This is a genomic window from Apilactobacillus sp. (assembly GCF_025290035.1).
In the GTDB taxonomy this organism is placed as follows: domain Bacteria; phylum Bacillota; class Bacilli; order Lactobacillales; family Lactobacillaceae; genus Apilactobacillus.
Map to the genome: position 1 here is coordinate 85,817 of NZ_JAMBKT010000002.1, position 18,776 is coordinate 104,592.

At 35.1% G+C, this 18,776-nt stretch carries 21 protein-coding genes and 1 other annotated feature; of the genes, 3 read left to right on the forward strand and 18 right to left on the reverse strand.

Annotated elements, in window-relative coordinates; genetic code table 11:
• Positions 1 to 21 precede the first annotated feature (21 nt).
• Positions 22 to 996, forward strand: a complete 975-nt coding sequence (gene nrdF / locus M3005_RS01745) for a class 1b ribonucleoside-diphosphate reductase subunit beta (RefSeq protein ID WP_293793118.1) — start codon at positions 22 to 24, stop codon at positions 994 to 996.
• A gap of 130 nt (positions 997 to 1,126) precedes the next feature.
• Here the strand turns inward: nrdF and mprF are convergent, their stop codons facing one another.
• The 17 genes from mprF to M3005_RS01830 all read right to left on the reverse strand — a co-directional run bounded on the left by mprF (position 1,127) and on the right by M3005_RS01830 (position 16,003).
• Positions 1,127 to 3,721, reverse strand: coding sequence for a bifunctional lysylphosphatidylglycerol flippase/synthetase MprF (mprF, locus tag M3005_RS01750; RefSeq protein ID WP_435370530.1), 2,595 nt, complete (start codon positions 3,719 to 3,721; stop codon positions 1,127 to 1,129).
• Between the two features lie 131 nt (positions 3,722 to 3,852).
• Positions 3,853 to 4,215, reverse strand: coding sequence for a 50S ribosomal protein L7/L12 (rplL, locus tag M3005_RS01755; RefSeq protein WP_053949728.1), 363 nt, complete (start codon positions 4,213 to 4,215; stop codon positions 3,853 to 3,855).
• 45 nt (positions 4,216 to 4,260) lie between these two features.
• On the reverse strand, positions 4,261 to 4,767 hold the full coding sequence (gene rplJ / locus M3005_RS01760; RefSeq protein WP_293793122.1) for a 50S ribosomal protein L10: 507 nt from the start codon (positions 4,765 to 4,767) through the stop codon (positions 4,261 to 4,263).
• A 24-nt stretch (positions 4,768 to 4,791) separates the two neighbouring features.
• Positions 4,792 to 4,907: a sequence feature (ribosomal protein L10 leader region), on the reverse strand.
• Between the two features lie 72 nt (positions 4,908 to 4,979).
• Positions 4,980 to 5,672, reverse strand: a complete 693-nt coding sequence (rplA, locus tag M3005_RS01765; RefSeq protein ID WP_053949726.1) for a 50S ribosomal protein L1 — start codon at positions 5,670 to 5,672, stop codon at positions 4,980 to 4,982.
• Positions 5,673 to 5,773: 101 nt separating this feature from the next.
• A complete protein-coding gene (gene rplK / locus M3005_RS01770) occupies positions 5,774 to 6,199 on the reverse strand; it encodes a 50S ribosomal protein L11 (RefSeq protein ID WP_034531902.1) in 426 nt (141 codons plus the stop codon).
• 124 nt (positions 6,200 to 6,323) lie between these two features.
• Positions 6,324 to 6,872, reverse strand: coding sequence for a transcription termination/antitermination protein NusG (gene nusG / locus M3005_RS01775; protein WP_293793220.1), 549 nt, complete (start codon positions 6,870 to 6,872; stop codon positions 6,324 to 6,326).
• 102 nt (positions 6,873 to 6,974) lie between these two features.
• Positions 6,975 to 7,148 carry a preprotein translocase subunit SecE gene (gene secE, locus M3005_RS01780; RefSeq protein ID WP_053949724.1) on the reverse strand — a complete coding sequence of 58 codons (174 nt, stop codon included), beginning with the start codon at positions 7,146 to 7,148 and terminating at the stop codon, positions 6,975 to 6,977.
• Positions 7,149 to 7,163: 15 nt separating this feature from the next.
• Complete coding sequence (rpmG, locus tag M3005_RS01785; RefSeq protein ID WP_293793165.1) at positions 7,164 to 7,313, reverse strand: 50S ribosomal protein L33; 150 nt, start codon at positions 7,311 to 7,313, stop codon at positions 7,164 to 7,166.
• A gap of 70 nt (positions 7,314 to 7,383) precedes the next feature.
• On the reverse strand, positions 7,384 to 7,992 hold the full coding sequence (locus M3005_RS01790) for a sigma-70 family RNA polymerase sigma factor (protein WP_293793166.1): 609 nt from the start codon (positions 7,990 to 7,992) through the stop codon (positions 7,384 to 7,386).
• Between the two features lie 130 nt (positions 7,993 to 8,122).
• Positions 8,123 to 8,647, reverse strand: coding sequence for an NYN domain-containing protein (locus M3005_RS01795; protein ID WP_293793167.1), 525 nt, complete (start codon positions 8,645 to 8,647; stop codon positions 8,123 to 8,125).
• Between the two features lie 13 nt (positions 8,648 to 8,660).
• On the reverse strand, positions 8,661 to 9,416 hold the full coding sequence (gene rlmB / locus M3005_RS01800) for a 23S rRNA (guanosine(2251)-2'-O)-methyltransferase RlmB (protein WP_293793169.1): 756 nt from the start codon (positions 9,414 to 9,416) through the stop codon (positions 8,661 to 8,663).
• Complete coding sequence (locus tag M3005_RS01805) at positions 9,406 to 9,822, reverse strand: Mini-ribonuclease 3 (protein ID WP_293793170.1); 417 nt, start codon at positions 9,820 to 9,822, stop codon at positions 9,406 to 9,408. Before M3005_RS01805 ends, rlmB begins: the two co-directional genes overlap by 11 nt.
• A 3-nt stretch (positions 9,823 to 9,825) precedes the next feature.
• Entirely contained in the window at positions 9,826 to 11,232 is a 1,407-nt protein-coding gene (gene cysS, locus M3005_RS01810; RefSeq protein WP_293793172.1) for a cysteine--tRNA ligase, read from the reverse strand.
• 121 nt (positions 11,233 to 11,353) lie between these two features.
• The gene (gene gltX, locus M3005_RS01815) at positions 11,354 to 12,844 is read right to left on the reverse strand and encodes a glutamate--tRNA ligase (protein WP_293793175.1); all 1,491 of its coding nucleotides are present in this window, start codon (positions 12,842 to 12,844) and stop codon (positions 11,354 to 11,356) included.
• A 115-nt stretch (positions 12,845 to 12,959) separates the two neighbouring features.
• On the reverse strand, positions 12,960 to 14,042 hold the full coding sequence (locus M3005_RS01820; protein ID WP_463670941.1) for a PIN/TRAM domain-containing protein: 1,083 nt from the start codon (positions 14,040 to 14,042) through the stop codon (positions 12,960 to 12,962).
• Between the two features lie 24 nt (positions 14,043 to 14,066).
• The gene (gene radA / locus M3005_RS01825; protein ID WP_293793180.1) at positions 14,067 to 15,443 is read right to left on the reverse strand and encodes a DNA repair protein RadA; all 1,377 of its coding nucleotides are present in this window, start codon (positions 15,441 to 15,443) and stop codon (positions 14,067 to 14,069) included.
• A gap of 23 nt (positions 15,444 to 15,466) precedes the next feature.
• Positions 15,467 to 16,003: a dCTP deaminase/dUTPase family protein gene (locus M3005_RS01830; protein ID WP_293793182.1), complete on the reverse strand. Its 537-nt coding sequence runs from the start codon at positions 16,001 to 16,003 to the stop codon at positions 15,467 to 15,469.
• A gap of 226 nt (positions 16,004 to 16,229) precedes the next feature.
• On the opposite strand from M3005_RS01830, the gene rpiA reads away from it, so the two are divergent.
• Positions 16,230 to 16,919, forward strand: a complete 690-nt coding sequence (rpiA, locus tag M3005_RS01835) for a ribose-5-phosphate isomerase RpiA (protein ID WP_293793184.1) — start codon at positions 16,230 to 16,232, stop codon at positions 16,917 to 16,919.
• A 139-nt stretch (positions 16,920 to 17,058) separates the two neighbouring features.
• Positions 17,059 to 18,396 (forward strand): C1 family peptidase, encoded by a 1,338-nt coding sequence (locus M3005_RS01840; protein ID WP_293793185.1) that lies wholly within the window; start codon positions 17,059 to 17,061, stop codon positions 18,394 to 18,396.
• A 38-nt stretch (positions 18,397 to 18,434) separates the two neighbouring features.
• Here the strand turns inward: M3005_RS01840 and M3005_RS01845 are convergent.
• Positions 18,435 to 18,776 (reverse strand): 2,3-bisphosphoglycerate-dependent phosphoglycerate mutase (locus tag M3005_RS01845; RefSeq protein ID WP_293793187.1); only part of this gene is annotated, 342 nt, incomplete at its 5' end.

The window sequence follows — 18,776 nt, forward strand, 5'->3', positions numbered from 1 at the left end:
AGTTAGGAGATTTTTATTACAATGGAAAATTATAAAGCTATCAACTGGAATGCGATTAGTGACCAAATTGATAAAGCAACCTGGGAAAAATTAACCGAACAATTTTGGTTAGATACTAGGATTCCCCTATCAAATGATTTAGCTGATTGGCGAACATTAGACGATGATCACAAATGGTTAGTTGGTCACGTCTTCGGTGGTCTAACTCTACTAGATACCCTTCAATCACAAGATGGGATGGCTGCACTTAGAAAAGACGTTGCTACACAACATGAAAGCGCAGTTCTAAGTAATATTCAATTTATGGAATCTGTCCATGCGAAAAGTTACTCATCAATTTTTTCAACTCTAAATACTCCTGACGAAATTGCTGAAATCTTTGACTGGAGTGATTCAGAAGAATTCCTTCAAAACAAATCAAAGAAAATTTATGAACTATATCATGATGATTCAAATCCATTGAAGAAAAAGATTTCAAGTGTATTTCTAGAAACTTTCTTATTCTACTCTGGTTTCTATACCCCACTTTGGTACTTAGGACACAATAAGTTACCTAACGTGGCTGAAATCATTAAGTTAATTCTTCGCGATGAGTCTGTTCACGGAACATACATTGGTTACAAATTCCAATTAGGTTTCAACCAATTAGGTGACAACGAAAAACAAGACTTAAAGGATTGGATGTACAACTTCTTATACGACTTATACGAAAATGAAGAAAAGTACACTCACATCTTATATGATCAAGTTGGTTGGACTGATGACGTATTAAAATTCATTAGATACAACGCTAACAAAGCGCTAATGAACTTAGGTCAAGATCCATTGTTCCCAGATAACGCCGACGATGTTGACCCAATCGTTATGAATGGTATTTCAACATCTACTGCTAACCATGACTTCTTCTCACAAGTTGGTAATGGATACCGTTTAGGTGAAGTTGAAGCAATGAAAGATGACGATTACAAGATTTGGTTCCCAAAAGATAATCAATAATAAAAAAGCAGTCATTAATAATTAATGACTGCTTTTTTATATCTATCATGGCCAAAAAAATACCCAAGATTGAGTTTTAAATATCAATCTCGGGTATTTTTATTTACATCATTTTAAATTGATTATAGGCCTATTTTTTAAACCATTTTTTCCAAAATGGAACCTTTTCACAATTCTTCTCAACATGTTCATTTACCAATACTAATAATTGTAGCATTGTGAAGACAAGTGAGTTTCCTCGACGGTAAGAAATATACTTAGGAGTCCATTCACTAACGTATTTTTCTTTGTAAGATCTTAGTCCTTGGAAACTGTAGAACGCTGTTCCATACTTGTAAATCAGGTTAGATATCTTTTCATCAATAAAACTATATCTGGATTCGCCAACATTTGATAGTGGTGCCATTCCTAAGTTGAAGTAGTTATACCCTTCATCTTTAACATAGTTAAAGAGATTAATGAAAATCCCATCCATGATACCAGATGGTGCATCTTCACTTGAACGCATTAAGTCAATCGATGTCATTTCACGGTCACCGGTTGGCATAATATTTGCAAATGCGACCGGTTTATTGTCTTTGTCTTTCATAACAGCGATTGGGGCTTGATTTAGGTAATATTTATTAAAGTATCCTAGTGAGAAGCCCTTTTCTGGTTTTCCGTTTAACCAGTTGTCAGATACTTCTTTCAATTCATCGATGAATGCATCTGAGAATGGTGGTTGAATAATTTCAAACTTGTATTCATCACGTTCAAATTTATTCATTAAGGCACGTTCACCACGATGTTTCTTTCCAGTAATGGAGAATGTATCTAGTGCAACGTGTCCTTCTTCACCAGCTTTGGTAAAACTAAAACCTTTTTCATGAAGAAGCATTGTTAATTCTTCACCAATTTCGTAGAAAACAAGTGAATAGCCAATGTTATCACTGTCTTCAATAAATTGATCAACAGCATCTTCTAACTTGGCCATGTTACCAATTGGTTCACCCATTATCATAATCTTGTTAGCACGACATTTGTACATAAAGAATAGTTGGTCTTCTCCACCTTCTTGATAGAAGTAAATATCCTTATCACGAACATATGCTAAATGACTAACTTCATTTCCACCAAATTTGTTAATGACTTCAGAAACACGGTTAGCATCGAATGGTTGATTTAACCAATCTACTTTTGAGTATGAAAGGAAACGGTAAGTTAAGACTAAGATTAAGCAAGCTAAAATCAATCCTAAGAAACCAGCAAACCAAACTTGTGGTGAAGGAAGTAGGTATGAGTTTGACCAATGGAAAACAGCGAACTTGAAGTTAGTAAGTAATCCGATGATCAAATAGAAAATGAAAGCTAAGCCAAAAATCAATAAATCAATTAATACATGTCCCCATGAATATGTGAATTTTTGACGGTATAAAACACCATAACTTAGCCATAAACTAATTAATAGCACTACTGAAAGAGAAATCATATTGCTTGGGAAATCTTCTTTCCAAAGGGTATTACCCATCGCAATGATTAAAAGAACCGCAGTTGGCCAAAAAGCTTTTTTAACTTTTGAACCAAACCCACGCGCAAATCCAATTAATAAGAACGCTACGATTACTGTACTTAATTGATCTAAGAAATAGAAAGAATAAGGTTCCAACGAAATATAGAATCTATTCATTAAGACCAAGTTAGGAATGACAGCAAGTAGTAACATCATGATTCCTGAGAAATACATAAATAGTGTTATAAACATATGTGCTAATCTTTGAATGATTAACTTAGGAATCCCATCTAAAAATGCATTAAAGCGTTGGAATACATCAATAATTAAGAAAATAATTCCTAAAGCAACTGGGAAAATGTAATAAAACGCACGGTATAAGATTAACCAAACAGCGGCATCGCTTGGTGTTACCCCAATAAATGTTAATCCTAATAACATTGTTCCTTCAAAACTACCAAGTCCCCCAGGAACTAGAGACGCTACCCCAACAACATTCGCAACAACAAATACAGGGAAAACGGCTAATAGATTAATTGGTTGATGCATAAATGCACCAATAGCCATGAATAAACCTGCACATCCTAGCCATTCTAAACATGATCCAGCAATTAGTTGTGATTCAAGTTTAATTGTTAAGTCTTTAAAGTAATCAGAATCTGTGAATCTAGTAATGATAAATAGGATTGGGAAGTATAGTCCCCCTAGAACTAGAACAATCCACCACCACCAATCATGACTATTAGTCCCAAATCCGAAACTAAACATCATAATTAAAGCGATCCAACAGTAAGTTGATAAACCTGCTAGTAAGAATATCACGATTTTTGAAATTGCATATAAAATTTGTTTTTTAGTCGCATTTTCACTATAGAAACTAGATCTCATACTAGCCCCTAATACACCACCAAATCCAGCGATGTTGGTTAATGTGTTAGTAATCCACCCTGTTTTTATGATATAAGACTTTTTAAACTTACCAGGTAAGAAATCAACAATAGTGAAATCATAAATTAACATTGGAGATACTGCGATGAATCCCAAAAGAATCATAATAAAGATAGATAGCGGTGATAACCTAGAGAAACTTTCCGCCATTTGTCTTCCACTAATTTCTTTTGAAACAGAAAAAATAACATGAACTACAACTGCTAATACAAATAAAACGAAGACAACTTTAACCAGTGTCATATGACGATTTATCCAATCAGCACACTTTTTAAATAAAGCTTTCAATTCTGCTTCCTCCATAAAAATCTAATTATCTACATTATCTCAATTTATAATTAACATAACAAGGTTTTATATCTAATTTATGTACAAAAAAAGACACATGATAAACATGTGTCTTTTTGAAAAGGTTTAAATTACTTAAGAGTAACTTGTGCGCCAACTTCTTCAAGCTTAGCTTTGATGTCGTTAGCTTCGTCTTCTTTAGCATCTTCTTTGATAACTGAAGGAGCACCATCAACAAGGTCTTTTGAGTCTTTTAGACCTAGACCAGTGATTTCACGTACAACCTTGATAGCCTTAACCTTTTGGTCACCAGCTGAAGTTAGTTCTACAGTGAATGAGTCTTTAGCGGCACCAGCAGCACCACCAGCAGCAGGAGCAGCAGCTGCTGCAGCTGTAACGTCGAATTCTTCTTCAATAGCCTTAACTAAGTCGTTTAGGTCTGAGATTGAAGCTTCTTTAATTTGTTCAATAATGTTATCTTTATCAAAAGCCATTTTAATTTCCTCCAATTTGGATAGTTATAATTTTATTTGTTGAGCTTAGGCTACGTCGCCATCGCCCTTTTCTGCAACTGCTTTAACAGCAATAGCAAACTTGCGAACAGGTGATTGTAACATGCTTGCAAGGATTGAAATTGAATCTTCTCGACTTGGTAATGAAGCGAATTCTTCAATTTCAGCAAGAGTAGATACCTTACTTTCAAGGATACCACCCTTAATTTCAACAGCTTCAGTATTGTCAGCAAAGCTCTTCAATACTTTAGCTGGAGCAATAGGATCTTCATCAGAGAATGCTACGGCAGTAGGACCCTTGAATAAATCACCTAATTCTTCGTAACCTGCTTCTTTAGATGCACGTACAGCAATGTTATTCTTGATAACATTGAATGAAACGCCTGCATCACGTAATTGCTTACGTAAGTCAGTTACTTCAGCAACGTTCAAACCACGGTAGTTAACTACAATAGCTGTAGTAGCGTTCTTGAATTGTTCAGTAACTTCTTCTACACGTTTAGCTTTGGCGTCGATTACTTCTTTCTTTGGCATTGTTTCACCTCCCAATATTTTTTGGGATTTAATAAAAAATCCCTATGCCACCTAGACATAGAGAAACCGTTTTAAGTGTCCTCGTTGGGATATTAAGGTACAAGTACCACCCAAGTCTTAGGTAGATATCAATTTTATAACAAATAGTATTTTACTATACATATAAAGCTTGGTCAATAGGGATTTTTAAATTCCAAATTAATTACTTAACTTTAGAATGATTCTAGATCAACCTTCACACCAGGTCCGAAAGTTGACGAAACTGATAAGTTAGCGATGTAAGTACCACGAACTGAAGCTGGACGGTTCTTAACAATCAAGTCTTCAATAGCCTTGAAGTTACCAACTAGCTTGTCAGTGTCGAATGATGACTTACCAATAATAACAGCAACGTTACCGTCACGGTCAGTACGGTAAGTTACCTTACCTGATTTTGAATCAGATACGGCTTTCTTAACATCCATAGTAACTGTACCAGTCTTAGGGTTTGGCATTAAGTTCTTTGGTCCAAGAACACGACCTAGACGACCAACTTGAGCCATCATGTCTGGTGTTGCAATAGCAACATCAAAGTCTAACCAACCGTTTTGGATTTTATCAGCTAATTCTGCGTCACCAACAACATCTGCGCCAGCTTCTTCAGCTTCCTTAGCCTTGTCACCCTTAGCAAATACAACAACTTTTTGGTCTTTACCTGTACCGTTTGGTAAGACAACAGCACCACGTAATTGTTGATCAGCTTGTTTAGTGTCAACATTTAAGTTAAATACAACTTCAACAGTTGAATCAAACTTAGCGAAATCAATTTTCTTTACAAGATCAACAGCTTCTTCAACAGAGTAAGCCTTGTTACGGTCTACTTGCTTTAAAGCGTCTTGATACTTTTTACCTCTTTTTTGAGCCATCAGTGTTTTCCTCCTTGCAATTGTGGTTGTAACGGATAAACCTCCCACATAACACCTAAATATAGGTGTTATGGTACTACAGTATAGAAACTAATTAAAAATTAGCCTTCAACAGTGAATCCCATACTACGAGCAGTACCTTCGATCATACGCATTGCGGCTTCAACATCAGCTGCGTTTAGATCTTTCATCTTAGTTTCGGCGATTTCCTTAACTTGGTCCTTAGTTACACTAGCAACCTTGTTAGTGTTTGGTTCACCAGAACCATGTTCAACACCAGCAGCCTTCTTCAATAGAATTGAAGCAGGTGGTGTCTTAGTAATGAAATCGAATGAACGATCTTCATATACAGAAATCACAACTGGAATCAAGTATCCTGCTTGATCAGCAGTACGAGCGTTGAATTCCTTAGTGAATCCCATAATGTTAATACCAGCTTGACCCAATGCAGGTCCAACTGGAGGAGCAGGTGTTGCTTTACCCGCAGGAATTTGCAATTTAACTACGTTAGCTACTTTTTTAGCCACGAGACATACCTCCTTAAGTCCGTGTGTGGTAAAAATTGGAGATGAGATTTCTCCTCCCACTTGAGTATGCGTGAACATACAAAATATAATATATCACGTTTAATTATAATTAACAACCCATTTTTTATCTAATTGGTTGTACTTGGCTAAATGTTAATTCAGCAGTGGTTGCACGACCGAACATGTCGATATTAACCTTTAGCTTAGCCTTTTCATCGTCTTTTTCAATAATCTTACCAGTTAAGTCAGCGAATGCACCATCAATAATAGTAATAGTGTCACCAATTTCAGCATCAAGTTCTTGTTTTTCTTGTGCTACACCGATACGACTTAGAATTAATTCTACTTCATCAGGTAACAATGGAGTTGGTTTACTACCTTGACCATGTGATCCGATAAAACCAGTAACACCTGGAGTATTTCTAACGATGTACCATGCTTCGTCAGTCATAACCATTTCAACTAAAACGTAACCTGGGAATGTTTTGTCCATCTTAACTTTATCAACACCGTCTTTAACTTCGTGTTCTTCAGTTTCAGGAACAACTACTCTAAAGATAAAGTTAGACATTCCCATTGATTCAGTACGTGAATCAAGGTTAGCCTTAACTTTGTTTTCGTAACCTGAGTAAGTATGAATTACATACCATTGTTTTTCTACTGATTCCATTATGATTAACTCCCTTATATTTTTCCAAAATAAAAAAACTCCGTACTCACGAAGTTTTAAACTATCATTATAATATCACTATTGTGAAAATTTTTAAACACTAATTTAAATATATAGCAATCCTGATTGAATTGCCCAATCAACGATTGCAAAGAAGATTGCAAAAATAATTGACATTGATACTACGATAGTTGTATCGATTCTAGTTTGGTGACCGTTTGGCCATACAACTAGCTTCATTTCAGTACCAACACTCTTAAAGAATTTAAATAACTTCATCGTTTTCCCCCGCTTTTATACCGTTTGCTTATGCATTGTAGCTTTAGCACAATGCTTACAATATTTTTTTACTTCTAATCGATTGTCATGGTTATTACCGACCGTAGTCGTATAATTTCTGGAACCACAAACTGCACATTGTAAAGCAATTTTCTTTTGTGACATTTCTGATTACTCCCAGACTTTAATGCTTTCATAATATCATTTATATTTTTACTAGTCAACGAAACAAATATTAACGATAAGTAGCTTTAAGTACCTTTTTTAGTTTGATTTTTAACCGACTAATGCAATTTTCAAGAGTCTTGTCACTATGAGTTTTATTCAGATTACAGCGAAGCTCGTCCATTTTATCGCTGTTGCCCTCACAAATCTGCATTAACATTGCATGCGCAACTTTTAACTCCATTGGTGACAATTCATTTGAAAGCTTTTCTATGCACTCTTTCAACTTAATTGTTTCTTCCGGATGCATATAAACGCCATCTTTTAAACTATTATTATAGATAGTTTCATTTGCACTATATGAAACTAGTTTATCTGCTGGCATTCTTTTCTTTGCATTGCTTCTTCTTAAAATGTCAAACAAGTGATTTTTCAAACTAATTTTGAAGAGAGTTCCAAAAGAAGCATTTCGTTCAAAGCTGTAATTTTTAATATTCTTGATCATTACCAGCATTGCTTCTTGATACCAATCATCAATGTCCATGTCTGTTAAGTAATAGCCACTCCACACTTTATTTACAAGTGGCTTGTACTTGTTAAACAATTCTTTCAAAGCCTCTTCATTTCTATTATTCTTAAAATCCGTTATTAATTCTTTATCAATATTTTTAATCTTCATACGCCTCTTACTAAACCCCTATAACTTAATTATAAGTGCATAGATAAATTTAAATAAGCTTGAGTTTATAAGCAAGCGAACTTTCGTTCGTTTATAAAACATTGATGTAAATTAATATTCATTTAGAATTTTAATCTTTAGAAAGATTATCTCGTAATTTTTCTAATCTTAACAACTGATCATCCGACCAAGTTAGTCGTTGTGCGGTTAATTGATTAGAATAATTCTTAACATGTGATTTAATCTCTTTCTTTGATCTTTGAACATCCCTTAATAATTCACGCGATGATATTCTCAATGCTCCTGCAGAAAAGACAGTCCATTGTTCAGCTTGATCAGAAGTAACTACTACTACTTGCACGAATCTAGATTGTTTTTGACGAGCATAAGCCTCAATATAACTATCCGCAGTCTCATCCTTACTAGTCCATATAATATCTAAATCATATTTATTATCTTTTTTAGATAATCCAGGTACATACATCGCATCAAAGATAATTTTCATATCGACGTCACGATATTTTTTATATTCAGAAATCGTATGAATTAAAGCATCCCTAGCGTCAGCTAATCTGTCCTCTAACTTTAGTTTATTCAATTCAGGCCAGCTACCAATTACATTGTATCCATCAATCAACAGTAATTGTTTTTTCATTTTTAAAACCCTCTTATAATGGATTTCTTGAGTTATAAGCTTGATACATTAATAAACTAGCAGCAACACTAGCGTTTAAACTTTGTAATTGACCTACCATTGGAATAGTTAACATTTCATCTACATTCTTTTTCAATAATGGTGAAATTCCTTTTCCTTCATTACCAATAATTACAGCAACTGGGCCTTTAGCGTCCCATCTTCTATAATCTGATCCCTTCATATCTGTACCAAATACCCAAACACCACGTTCTTTTAATTCATTAACAGTGTTAACTAGGTTAGTTACTCGTGCTACTGGGATTCTTTCAATTGCCCCAGCAGAAGTTTTCGCAACAGTTGAAGTTAATCCAACTGCACGGTGTTTAGGAATAATAACTCCGGTTACCCCTGCAGCATCAGCAGTTCTAATGATTGATCCTAGATTATGTGGATCTTCGATGTTATCTAAAATCAAGAAGAATGGTGGAACATCTTGTTTTTCTGAGTTATCAAACAATTCATCAACCGTTGCATACTTGTATGGTGAAATTGAAAGGATTACTCCTTGGTGATTTTGATTATCAGATAATAAATCTAATTTTTGCTTTGGTACAGTAGAAATGACTAAGTGCTTTTGTTTTGCTAACTTAATAATTTCTTCGATACTTTTTTCATCTTTTTTAATTCCATTTTGCAAAAAGACCTTGTTGATTTCTTGTTTCCCTCTTAATGCGGAAACGACCGGATGACGTCCGATAATAAATTCACTTTGATCGCTAGTTTTCATATTGTGGCCTCCCTGCTTCTACTTGTTCAATGCACCATTGTGCTAATTCAGATAATCGTTCATTTTGTTGTGTTAGTGATAGGTATCCCATCATTGCTTCAAAACCGGTTGAAAAACGGTATGTTAATACACTTGTATTTTTAGCATGAGTATAACTTTTCGCATTTCTTCCGCGTTTAAAAACGGCATCTTCTTCCTCAGTTAAAATTTCATCTTCTAACATAAGTTGAATTAATGCTGCTTGTGCCTTTGCAGACACGTACTTTCTAGCAGTTTTTTGTAAACGATTAGGCTTGTTAATTCCTAAGTTTAATAGGTGTTTTCTAATAAACACTTCATACACAGAGTCGCCTAAATATGCTAACGCGATTCCATTCAACTGTTTATAATCAATGTTGTTTTCCATTATTTATTCCCTTCTAAAACGGGTTCCTTGAGCTGTATCTTCTAAAATAATCCCAAGTTCTTTCAATTGATCCCTAATTTCATCACTTCTAGCGAAGTCCTTATTTTTACGAGCTTGATTTCTTTCTTCAATCAAACCTTCAACTTCACTATCATCAAGTTTTTCTTCTTTTAGAATCACACCAAAAACAGATGACATTTTAACTAATTTATCGATAATTAACTTAACAGTTCCAGCACCCACTTCAGGTCTTTCTGCATATAAATTACCTAATTTGGCTAATTCATAGACAGCATCGATTCCGTTTTGCGCATTAAAATCATCATCCATTGCATCTTGAAAATCAGCTTGGATTTGGCGAATTTCTTGTTCTAATTTAATGTCATCTACATCACCAGCATCTACTAAACGGTAATTCAAATTGTTAAAAGCATTCTTTAACTTATTTAAGTTATTTTCCGCTGCTTTTAGGTTTGCTTGGTTGTATTGAATTGGACGACGATATTGGGTAGTAGACATTAGGAAACGAACAACTTGTGGGTCCACTTCCTTAACGATGTCATGCACAGTAACGAAGTTACCCAATGATTTACTCATCTTTTCGTTGTCATCACCTACTGTCACAAAACCATTGTGCATCCAGTAGTTAACAAACTTATGGCCAGTTTTGGCTTCACTTTGTGCACGTTCATTTTCATGATGAGGGAATTTCAAATCTTCACCACCACCATGAATATCAATCGTGTCACCTAAATACTTAGTTGACATTACTGAACATTCAATATGCCATCCTGGTCGACCTTCACCCCAAGGTGATTGCCATGAAATTTCGCCTGGCTTCGCAGCTTTCCATAGAACAAAATCGATAGGATCTTCTTTTTTAGCTAGTTCATCGTCACTGACATGTTGACTCGCACCTGATTCTAAATCATCAATACTTTGATGTGCTAAATGGCCATAATCAGCGTATTTTCTGGCACGGTAATATACATCACCATCCACTTCATACGCAAAACCTTGATCAACTAATGATTTTACGAAATCAATAATCCCGTCGATATTATCGGTCGCTCTAGGATTCATTGTTGCTGGTTCTACATTAAGCGCTTTAACATCTTCTTTATAAGCTTCAATATACTTGTCCGCTAATTCATTTACGGTAGTATTTTCTGCTTTCGCTTCATTAATTAGCTTATCATCCACATCGGTAAAATTAGAAATATAGTTAACTTGGTAACCACAATATTCAAAGTAACGACGAATAGTATCAAATGCAACAATACTTCTCGCGTTTCCAATATGAATATAGTTGTATACTGTTGGACCACAGACATACATACCAACCGTTCTTGGCTTAATTGGTTTAAATACGTCTTTTTCTTGAGTTAATGTATTATAGATCCTTAGCATTAATGGCACCTCTATTTCTATTTTTTATTCTTATACAATTCTATCATAAGAATAGCTTATATATTAGGATAAATTCAAATAAAAAAGCCGCCTAAAGCATGCTTTAGTGCGACTAGTTTTATTATTGATTGATTTGTTTTAATGTTTCATCAATATGTTTCAATGCCTTTTCTCTACCAATCAATTCGATTGATTCAGGTAGTTCAGGTCCGTGACTTTCGTGAGTAACGGCAATTCTGATTGGCATCCATAGTTGACGACCCTTAATCTTAGTTTCTTTTTGAATTTCTTTAATTGCTTTTAGAATTTCAACAGTATCTAAGATTGGGGCTTTTTTAATCTTTTCAGCGAATGCTTTTAATACGACTGGTGCAGTTTCATTTTGAATTTCTTCAAGAGCTTCACCAGATACTTCAGCAGGTTCGTTGAAGAATACGTCAGCCATTTCATTAATTTGAGCCATGTAACTCATTTGTTGCTTGTAAGTGTTAATTAACTTACGTGCCCATTCGATAGTTAAAGCATCTGGATTTTCAGGTAAGTTACCCTTCTTAATCAATTGACGTAATGCTAAGTCCATTACAACATCTTCGTCAGCTGACTTAACGTATTGGTTGTTAATCCATTCTAGCTTCTTATTATCGAAGTTGGCTGGTGATTTACTTAAACGATTTTCATCGTACATCTTGATGAAGTCTTTTTGAGAGAAGATTTCATCTTCACCTTGAGGTGACCAACCTAGTAATGTAATGAAGTTAAACATTGCATCTGGTAGGTATCCTAAATCACGGTATTGTTCGATAAATTGAATGATTGATTCATCACGTTTACTTAACTTCTTACCGGTATCGGCACTAGTAATTAAACTCATGTGACCGAATACTGGAGCTTCCCAACCAAATGCTTCATACATCATTAATTGCTTAGGTGTATTAGCAACGTGGTCGTCTCCTCTAAAGACGTGTGAAATTTGCATTTCATGATCATCAATAATAACCGCGAAGTTGTAAGTAGGCATTCCATCACGTTTTACGATAACAAAATCTCCACCGATAGTGTCTGAGTTAAATTCAACATGACCTTTAACAACATCATCCCATGCGTAAACTTTGTTCTTAGGGACTCTGAAACGAATAACTGGTTTTAAACCTTTAGCTTCTGAGTCAGCCATTGATTTTTCAATTTCTTCTTGAGACATACCAGCATATTCATATTCGTAATGTGGCATGATTCCTTTAGCACGTTGTTCTTCACGGTCTGCTTCAAGTTCTTCTTCGGTTTTGTATGAGTAGTATGCTTTGTCTTCATCCAACAATTGTTGAATTAATGGATCATAAATTGATCGTCTTTCTGATTGTCTGTAAGGACCGAATTTTCCTGGATTATCTGGACCTTCATCCCAATCTAAGCCAAGCCATTTTAAGTTGTCTAACTGACTTTTCTCACCATCAGCTACGTTTCGCTTAGTATCAGTATCTTCGATACGGATAATAAACTTACCTTTATTATGTCTAGCAAATAGGTAATTAAAAATTGCTGTTCTAGCATTACCAATGTGTAAATGTCCGGTTGGACTTGGTGCATATCTAACACGAATTTTCTTATTAGCCAATGATATTTTCTCCTCTTCTTTTGTATAAATTCATAGAATAACATTCTAATTTTACAATTATTATCAGCAAAAATAAAGGGTAGCATTAAATCTATCCGTTTATATAATTTTTTATTTATTCATCGATTTTGGCAAAAATCATTTTACCTGCATCTGTTTGAATTGAACTAGTTACCTCAACTGAAAGTCTTTCGTTTAGATGGTTCTTTCCTTCTTCAACAACTACCATTGTTCCGTCATCCAAGAATGCTACCCCTTGGCTACGTTCAGTTCCCTTTTTAAGAATCATAACTTCTAGATGTTCTCCCGGAACAAAACGTGGTTTCAATGAGCTTGCTAATTCGTTAATGTTTAACACATTAACTTTTTGGAATTGGATTACTTTATTTAAGTTGTAATCGTTAGTGATGATTGAACCATTCACATCTTTCGCTAAATGAATTAACTTACTATCAACTTCTTTAATATCTTCAAAGTCCTTGTCAGTAACTTCAATTGGCATAATTTTTTCAGTCTGTAATTTATTTAAAATATCTAAACCACGACGACCACGGATTCTCTTTTGACTATCTGATGAGTCCGCAATATATTGTAATTCGTATAAAACAAATTTTGGCACTAATAAGGTTCCTTCAATAAAACCGGTTTTAGCAACTTCATAGATACGACCATCAATTAAGATATTGGTATCCAAAATTTTATACTTTGCTTCATTCCCATTGGTAGCACTAACTGAACCGCTCGCCTTCTTAATACTCATGCCAAAAATCTTTTTCCAGTCGTTTAATTTGGTAGTTCCTAAGATAAATCCTAAGTAACCAAAAACGATCATAAGTAATGCTGGCAAGATTAAGTTAGTAATTAGGTACTTAGTTCTAAATAAAACAATCGAAATCAAGATGGCCAAAACAAGTCCAATAATCATTCCAATTGTTCCCATTAAAACATAAAGTGGGTTCTTAGAAGATAAATATTTTTCTGTTCTTACCAATGTAAAAATTACTCTCTTAACGGCAAATAATGAGATTAAGAAAAACACCAATGCTCCAATTAATGAATCAACAAAGGCATTATTTAATATGTGTGATGGGTGTGACCAAATTGCATGCCATAACACTGGCAAGTAAATCACCCCAAGTGTTGCTCCTAATATTATGAATATTAGTTGTATCACTGTATATTTATCGAATGTTTTCATTTTTTATTTTCCTCGCTAGTTATCTTACTTCAAAGCCATTTTTATCGCTTGGGATAATGTTGATACCCCGACTACTTCAATTCCATCTGGAGCAGTCCATCCAGATAAGTTGTGCTTAGGAACAAGCACACGCTTAAAGCCTAACTTTTGAGCTTCTAAAACTCGTTGTTCAATTCGATTAACCCTTCTAATTTCTCCGGTCAATCCAATTTCACCAATATAACACTCTGCAGGATCAGTTCCTTTATTCTTGTAACTTGAAGCCACACTGATTGCAACTGCTAAATCGATTGCTGGTTCATTTAATTTCACTCCACCAGCGGCTTTTAAGAACGCATCTTGATTTTGTAACATCAATCCAGCACGTTTTTCTAATACGGCCATCAAAACCGCAACCCTATTTCTATCGATTCCAGTTGCAGTTCTTTGTGCGTTACCAAATACAGATGGAGTTACCAGCGCTTGAATTTCAACTAAAATGGGACGAGTCCCTTCCATTGAAACCACAATCGCAGAACCGTTAGCGTCTTGCAAACGTTCTTCTAAGAATACTTCTGAAGGATTAGCAACTTCTTGTAATCCAGATTCTTGCATGTCGAAGATTCCTAATTCGTCTGTTGAACCGAAACGGTTTTTAACAGCTCGTAGAATTCTGTATGAATGGTGCATATCTCCTTCAAAATATAAAACAGTATCCACCATATGCTCTAACGTCTTTGGTCCAGCTAATGAACCACCCTTAGTAACGTGTCCAACAACAAAAACTGTAATTCCATTTGTCTTGGCAATGGACATTAAATCAGCAGTAATTGCTCGAACTTGAGAAACTGAACCGATTGCTGAATCAACATCTGGTTCGGAGATGGTTTGAACGGAGTCGATTACGACTGCATCTGGTTGAATCTCATCAATGGCACTTCTAATTGCACCCATATCAGTTTCAGGATAAAGGTACATATTTGCACCGTTAACTGCTAGTCTTTCCGCTCTAAGCTTAATTTGACTAGCACTTTCTTCACCAGATACATATAAAATCTTTTGATTCTTCTCACTAAGTTGTCCTGAAATTTGTAGAAGCAATGTTGACTTCCCGATTCCAGGATCCCCACCGATTAAAATCAAAGAGCCCGGAACAACTCCGCCCCCTAACACTCGATTAAACTCTTTAGAATCTGTTTCAAATCTTGATTCTTTTTCGAACTTAACATCTTTAACTAATTGTGGTTGAGTTTGTTTGCCATTGAAATCCATTCGATGGCTTGATTTTAAACTTGAGGTTTCTTTTTGCACGGTTTGTTCTTCAAATGTATTCCACTTTCCACAGTTAGGACAATGGCCTAAATATTTAGGTGAAATGTATCCACATTCTTCACAAACAAATTGTGTCTTAACTTTAGCCACGTTAATTTCCTTTCGTTAAAAACTTATTCTCCAGATGATCCAAATCCACCAATTCTAGTGGTACCTTTGTTAGCATCATCATCGGTTGTCAAGAATGGGACGAAAATACCTTGCGCAATTCTGTCACCCTTCTTGATCTTTCTATCAAGCAATCCAAAGTTAGTCATTTGTACAAATAACTCCCCTTCATTGCTTTCATTGTTGTAGTAATCTGCATCAACAATTCCAATCCCGTTTGGTAGGACCATCCCTCTTTTAAGTGGTCCACTTGATCTGTTAGCAATTACTAGCATTTCGTCTGGTTGCATGTATGCTTTGATTCCAGTTGGTACAAGTAATGGTCTCAAAACGTCCTTAGCTTTTTGCATGTCTTCTTCAGAAACATCTTGTTGATGTTTAAGCGCCCATAAAACTTTTAAAAATCCTAACTTCCAAATTGATGGAAGTACAAAATCGCTCGCTGCTTCGATATCGTATCCGGCAGCTTGTTGTGTTGAACGATATGGTAAGTTAATCCCATCGTTCTTGTATTTTGAAACTACTTCAAATCCTCTTTTCATCTCTACACATCCTGTTTTAGTATTACTATTATTATACTACTGATTGGACAGAAAATCTGGTGTCAATTAAATCCAAATATTTTATTTGACAAACACGCCCTAACCATAGAAAATTATATTATGTATTAGTAAGGTATTTGATACCTTTTTCGAAACTGTTGTTTGGATATTAATCATCCCAAACTGATTTAATCGTTTTACCGAAATTATAGAGGGGAACCTGATTATGGACAAAGAATTAATGAAAAAAATGGCCGGACAAGAGGCAGTTAAGTACATCGAAGATGGTATGACTGTTGGTTTAGGTACCGGTTCAACTGTAAAATACTTGTTGGATGCATTGGGACAACGAGTTGCAGAAGAAGGTCTCCGAATCATTGGAGTTCCCACATCAAATCGTTCAGCAAAACGTGCTCGCGATTTAGGAATCGACGTTAAAAGTATCGATGATGTTGATCATATTGATTTAACCATTGATGGTGCTGATCAAATCGACGAAAATTTCCAAGGAATCAAAGGTGGTGGGGTTGCTCATCTTCGCGAAAAGATTGTCGCTATCAACTCTGATCGCAATATTTGGATTGTGGATGCCACTAAGATGGCTAAGAACTTAGGCTCATTCCCACTTCCTCTAGAAGTTACCCCTTATGGAAGCACTCACCTATTCAATCGTCTAGATAAAATGGGTTATCACCCTACTTTTAGAACTAACGCCAAAGGTGGACACGTTTTAACCCATGCCGATAATTACATTATCGATTTAAACCTTGGCTACATCGAACGTCCTCATGAACTAGAAACCATTCTAAATAACATGACTGGAATCGTTGAACATGGTTTATTCCTAGATGTTGTTGATATGGTTATCGTTGGTCATGAAGATCACTGCGAAACTTTTGAAGCTAAAAGAAATTAAAAATCTAATTTTTTTCTAATCAAACTAAACCTTAGAATCATAATGATTAACTTACTTTATCATTATGATTCTTTTTATTTTACGTTTAATTAATGAGAAACCAGTGCTATAATATGAGAAAAGTATAGGAGGTCTGATGATGTCAGAAAGTATTAGTAATGAAAATATCCAAAAATATCAAAGCGATTTAAAAAATCGTCAAGAAGCTAAGGTAATGCAAAGAGCTATTAGCCACAATGGTATTAACTCAACTGCCGCAAATTTCGAATCTGAAGCTAACATGAAGCCAATTTTTTCGGTGGAAGTTGATACTGGTGAAGTATCAAACCAACAACACAGTGGTCGTTGCTGGATTTTCGCTGCTTTAAATACTATGCGTCATAATTTAGCTAAGAACTTTAACCTATCTGGTGATTTTGAATTATCACAAATCTACACTACATTTTGGGATAAGTTTGAAAAATGTAACTGGTTCTTAGAAAACATTATTAGAACTGCAGACCAACCTTTAACTAGTCGTCGTGTTTCTTGGTTATTAGATTCACCTCAACAAGATGGTGGTCAATGGGACATGTTATGTGCCGTAATCGAAAAATACGGGGTTGCTCCTCAATCAGCAATGGTTGAAACTGCAAATAGTAATGATACTTCAGAACTAAATGCTGTTCTAAACCAAAAGTTAAGAATCGATGCAATTAAGCTTCGTGAACTTGCCAATGATGGCAAAGATGTTCAAGCAGCAAAAGACGATATGCTAAGTGAAATTTACCGTGTCTTGGTATACGCATTTGGTGAACCTGTTTCAACATTTAACTTTGAATATCGTGATGAAAAACATGAATACCATGTTGATAACGATTTAACTCCTAAGAAGTTCTTCGATAAATACGTTAACTTAAACTTAGAAGATTATGTATCAATCATTAACTCACCTACTGAAGACAAGCCTTATGACAATACATACACTGTTGATATGCTGGGTAATGTCATTAACGGTCGTCAAGTTAAACATTTAAACTTAGAAATGGATAAACTTGAAGAACTAACTATTACTCAACTAAAGAATGGTGAAAGCGTTTGGTTCGGAAGCGATGTTGCTAAAGAATCAGATCGTAAAAAAGGAATTATGGATGATGCTCTTTACTCTAAAGGCGAATTATTCGACATTGATTTAGGTATGAGCAAGGCTGAACAATTAGACTTCCACCAAAGTGTTATGAACCACGCTATGGTTATCACTGGTGTTGATATCGTTGATGGTAAACCAACTAAGTGGAAAGTTGAAAACTCATGGGGTAACAAGGTTGGTTCAAAAGGATACTTTGTTATGAGTGAATCATGGTTCAGACGTTTCACCTACCAAGTAGTTATTAACAAGAAATACTTATCAGAAGCCGATAACGCTTCTCAAGAAAAAGACCCTGTTGTTTTAGATCCATGGGATCCAATGGGAACTCTTGCTTTCTTTGAAAAATAAACCAACAAAAAAGAGTTGATACAATGTATCAACTCTTTTTATATTGTCTTTTTATTAATAACCTTCAGTTTTTCATCAAACTGGTAAATAATCGGTTTGCCGTTGGGCACTTCGACTTGATTAATCTCGCTATCATCAATGTTATCCAAATACTTGATTAACGCTCTTAAAATTGAACCGTGCGCTACAATTAATTGGTTTTGGTTGTCCAATAACTTCGGTGCGATTTGGTCTGCCCAATAAGGCATCAAACGATCAGAAGCCATTTTTAAACTTTCCCCTAACGGAATTTGTACCCCAAGCCTTTGATAACGACGATCAACATCGTGTTGTTTCAATAATGGTGGTACCGTGTCATAACTTCTTCTAAACAGATTAAA

What these genes read in the sequence shown, in the direction of transcription:
- secE (WP_053949724.1), bottom strand. Translation starts at nt 7,148, where the DNA reads ATGAAGTTATTTAAATTCTTTAAGAGTGTTGGTACTGAAATGAAGCTA.
- rplA (WP_053949726.1), bottom strand. Translation starts at nt 5,672, where the DNA reads ATGGCTCAAAAAAGAGGTAAAAAGTATCAAGACGCTTTAAAGCAAGTA.
- rplJ (WP_293793122.1), bottom strand. Translation starts at nt 4,767, where the DNA reads ATGCCAAAGAAAGAAGTAATCGACGCCAAAGCTAAACGTGTAGAAGAA.
- rpmG (WP_293793165.1), bottom strand. Translation starts at nt 7,313, where the DNA reads ATGTCACAAAAGAAAATTGCTTTACAATGTGCAGTTTGTGGTTCCAGA.
- M3005_RS01840 (WP_293793185.1), top strand. Translation starts at nt 17,059, where the DNA reads ATGTCAGAAAGTATTAGTAATGAAAATATCCAAAAATATCAAAGCGAT.
- M3005_RS01805 (WP_293793170.1), bottom strand. Translation starts at nt 9,822, where the DNA reads ATGGAAAACAACATTGATTATAAACAGTTGAATGGAATCGCGTTAGCA.
- M3005_RS01795 (WP_293793167.1), bottom strand. Translation starts at nt 8,647, where the DNA reads ATGAAAAAACAATTACTGTTGATTGATGGATACAATGTAATTGGTAGC.
- rpiA (WP_293793184.1), top strand. Translation starts at nt 16,230, where the DNA reads ATGGACAAAGAATTAATGAAAAAAATGGCCGGACAAGAGGCAGTTAAG.
- M3005_RS01830 (WP_293793182.1), bottom strand. Translation starts at nt 16,003, where the DNA reads ATGAAAAGAGGATTTGAAGTAGTTTCAAAATACAAGAACGATGGGATT.
- rplL (WP_053949728.1), bottom strand. Translation starts at nt 4,215, where the DNA reads ATGGCTTTTGATAAAGATAACATTATTGAACAAATTAAAGAAGCTTCA.
- M3005_RS01790 (WP_293793166.1), bottom strand. Translation starts at nt 7,992, where the DNA reads ATGAAGATTAAAAATATTGATAAAGAATTAATAACGGATTTTAAGAAT.
- M3005_RS01820 (WP_463670941.1), bottom strand. Translation starts at nt 14,042, where the DNA reads ATGAAAACATTCGATAAATATACAGTGATACAACTAATATTCATAATA.
- nrdF (WP_293793118.1), top strand. Translation starts at nt 22, where the DNA reads ATGGAAAATTATAAAGCTATCAACTGGAATGCGATTAGTGACCAAATT.
- cysS (WP_293793172.1), bottom strand. Translation starts at nt 11,232, where the DNA reads ATGCTAAGGATCTATAATACATTAACTCAAGAAAAAGACGTATTTAAA.
- rlmB (WP_293793169.1), bottom strand. Translation starts at nt 9,416, where the DNA reads ATGAAAACTAGCGATCAAAGTGAATTTATTATCGGACGTCATCCGGTC.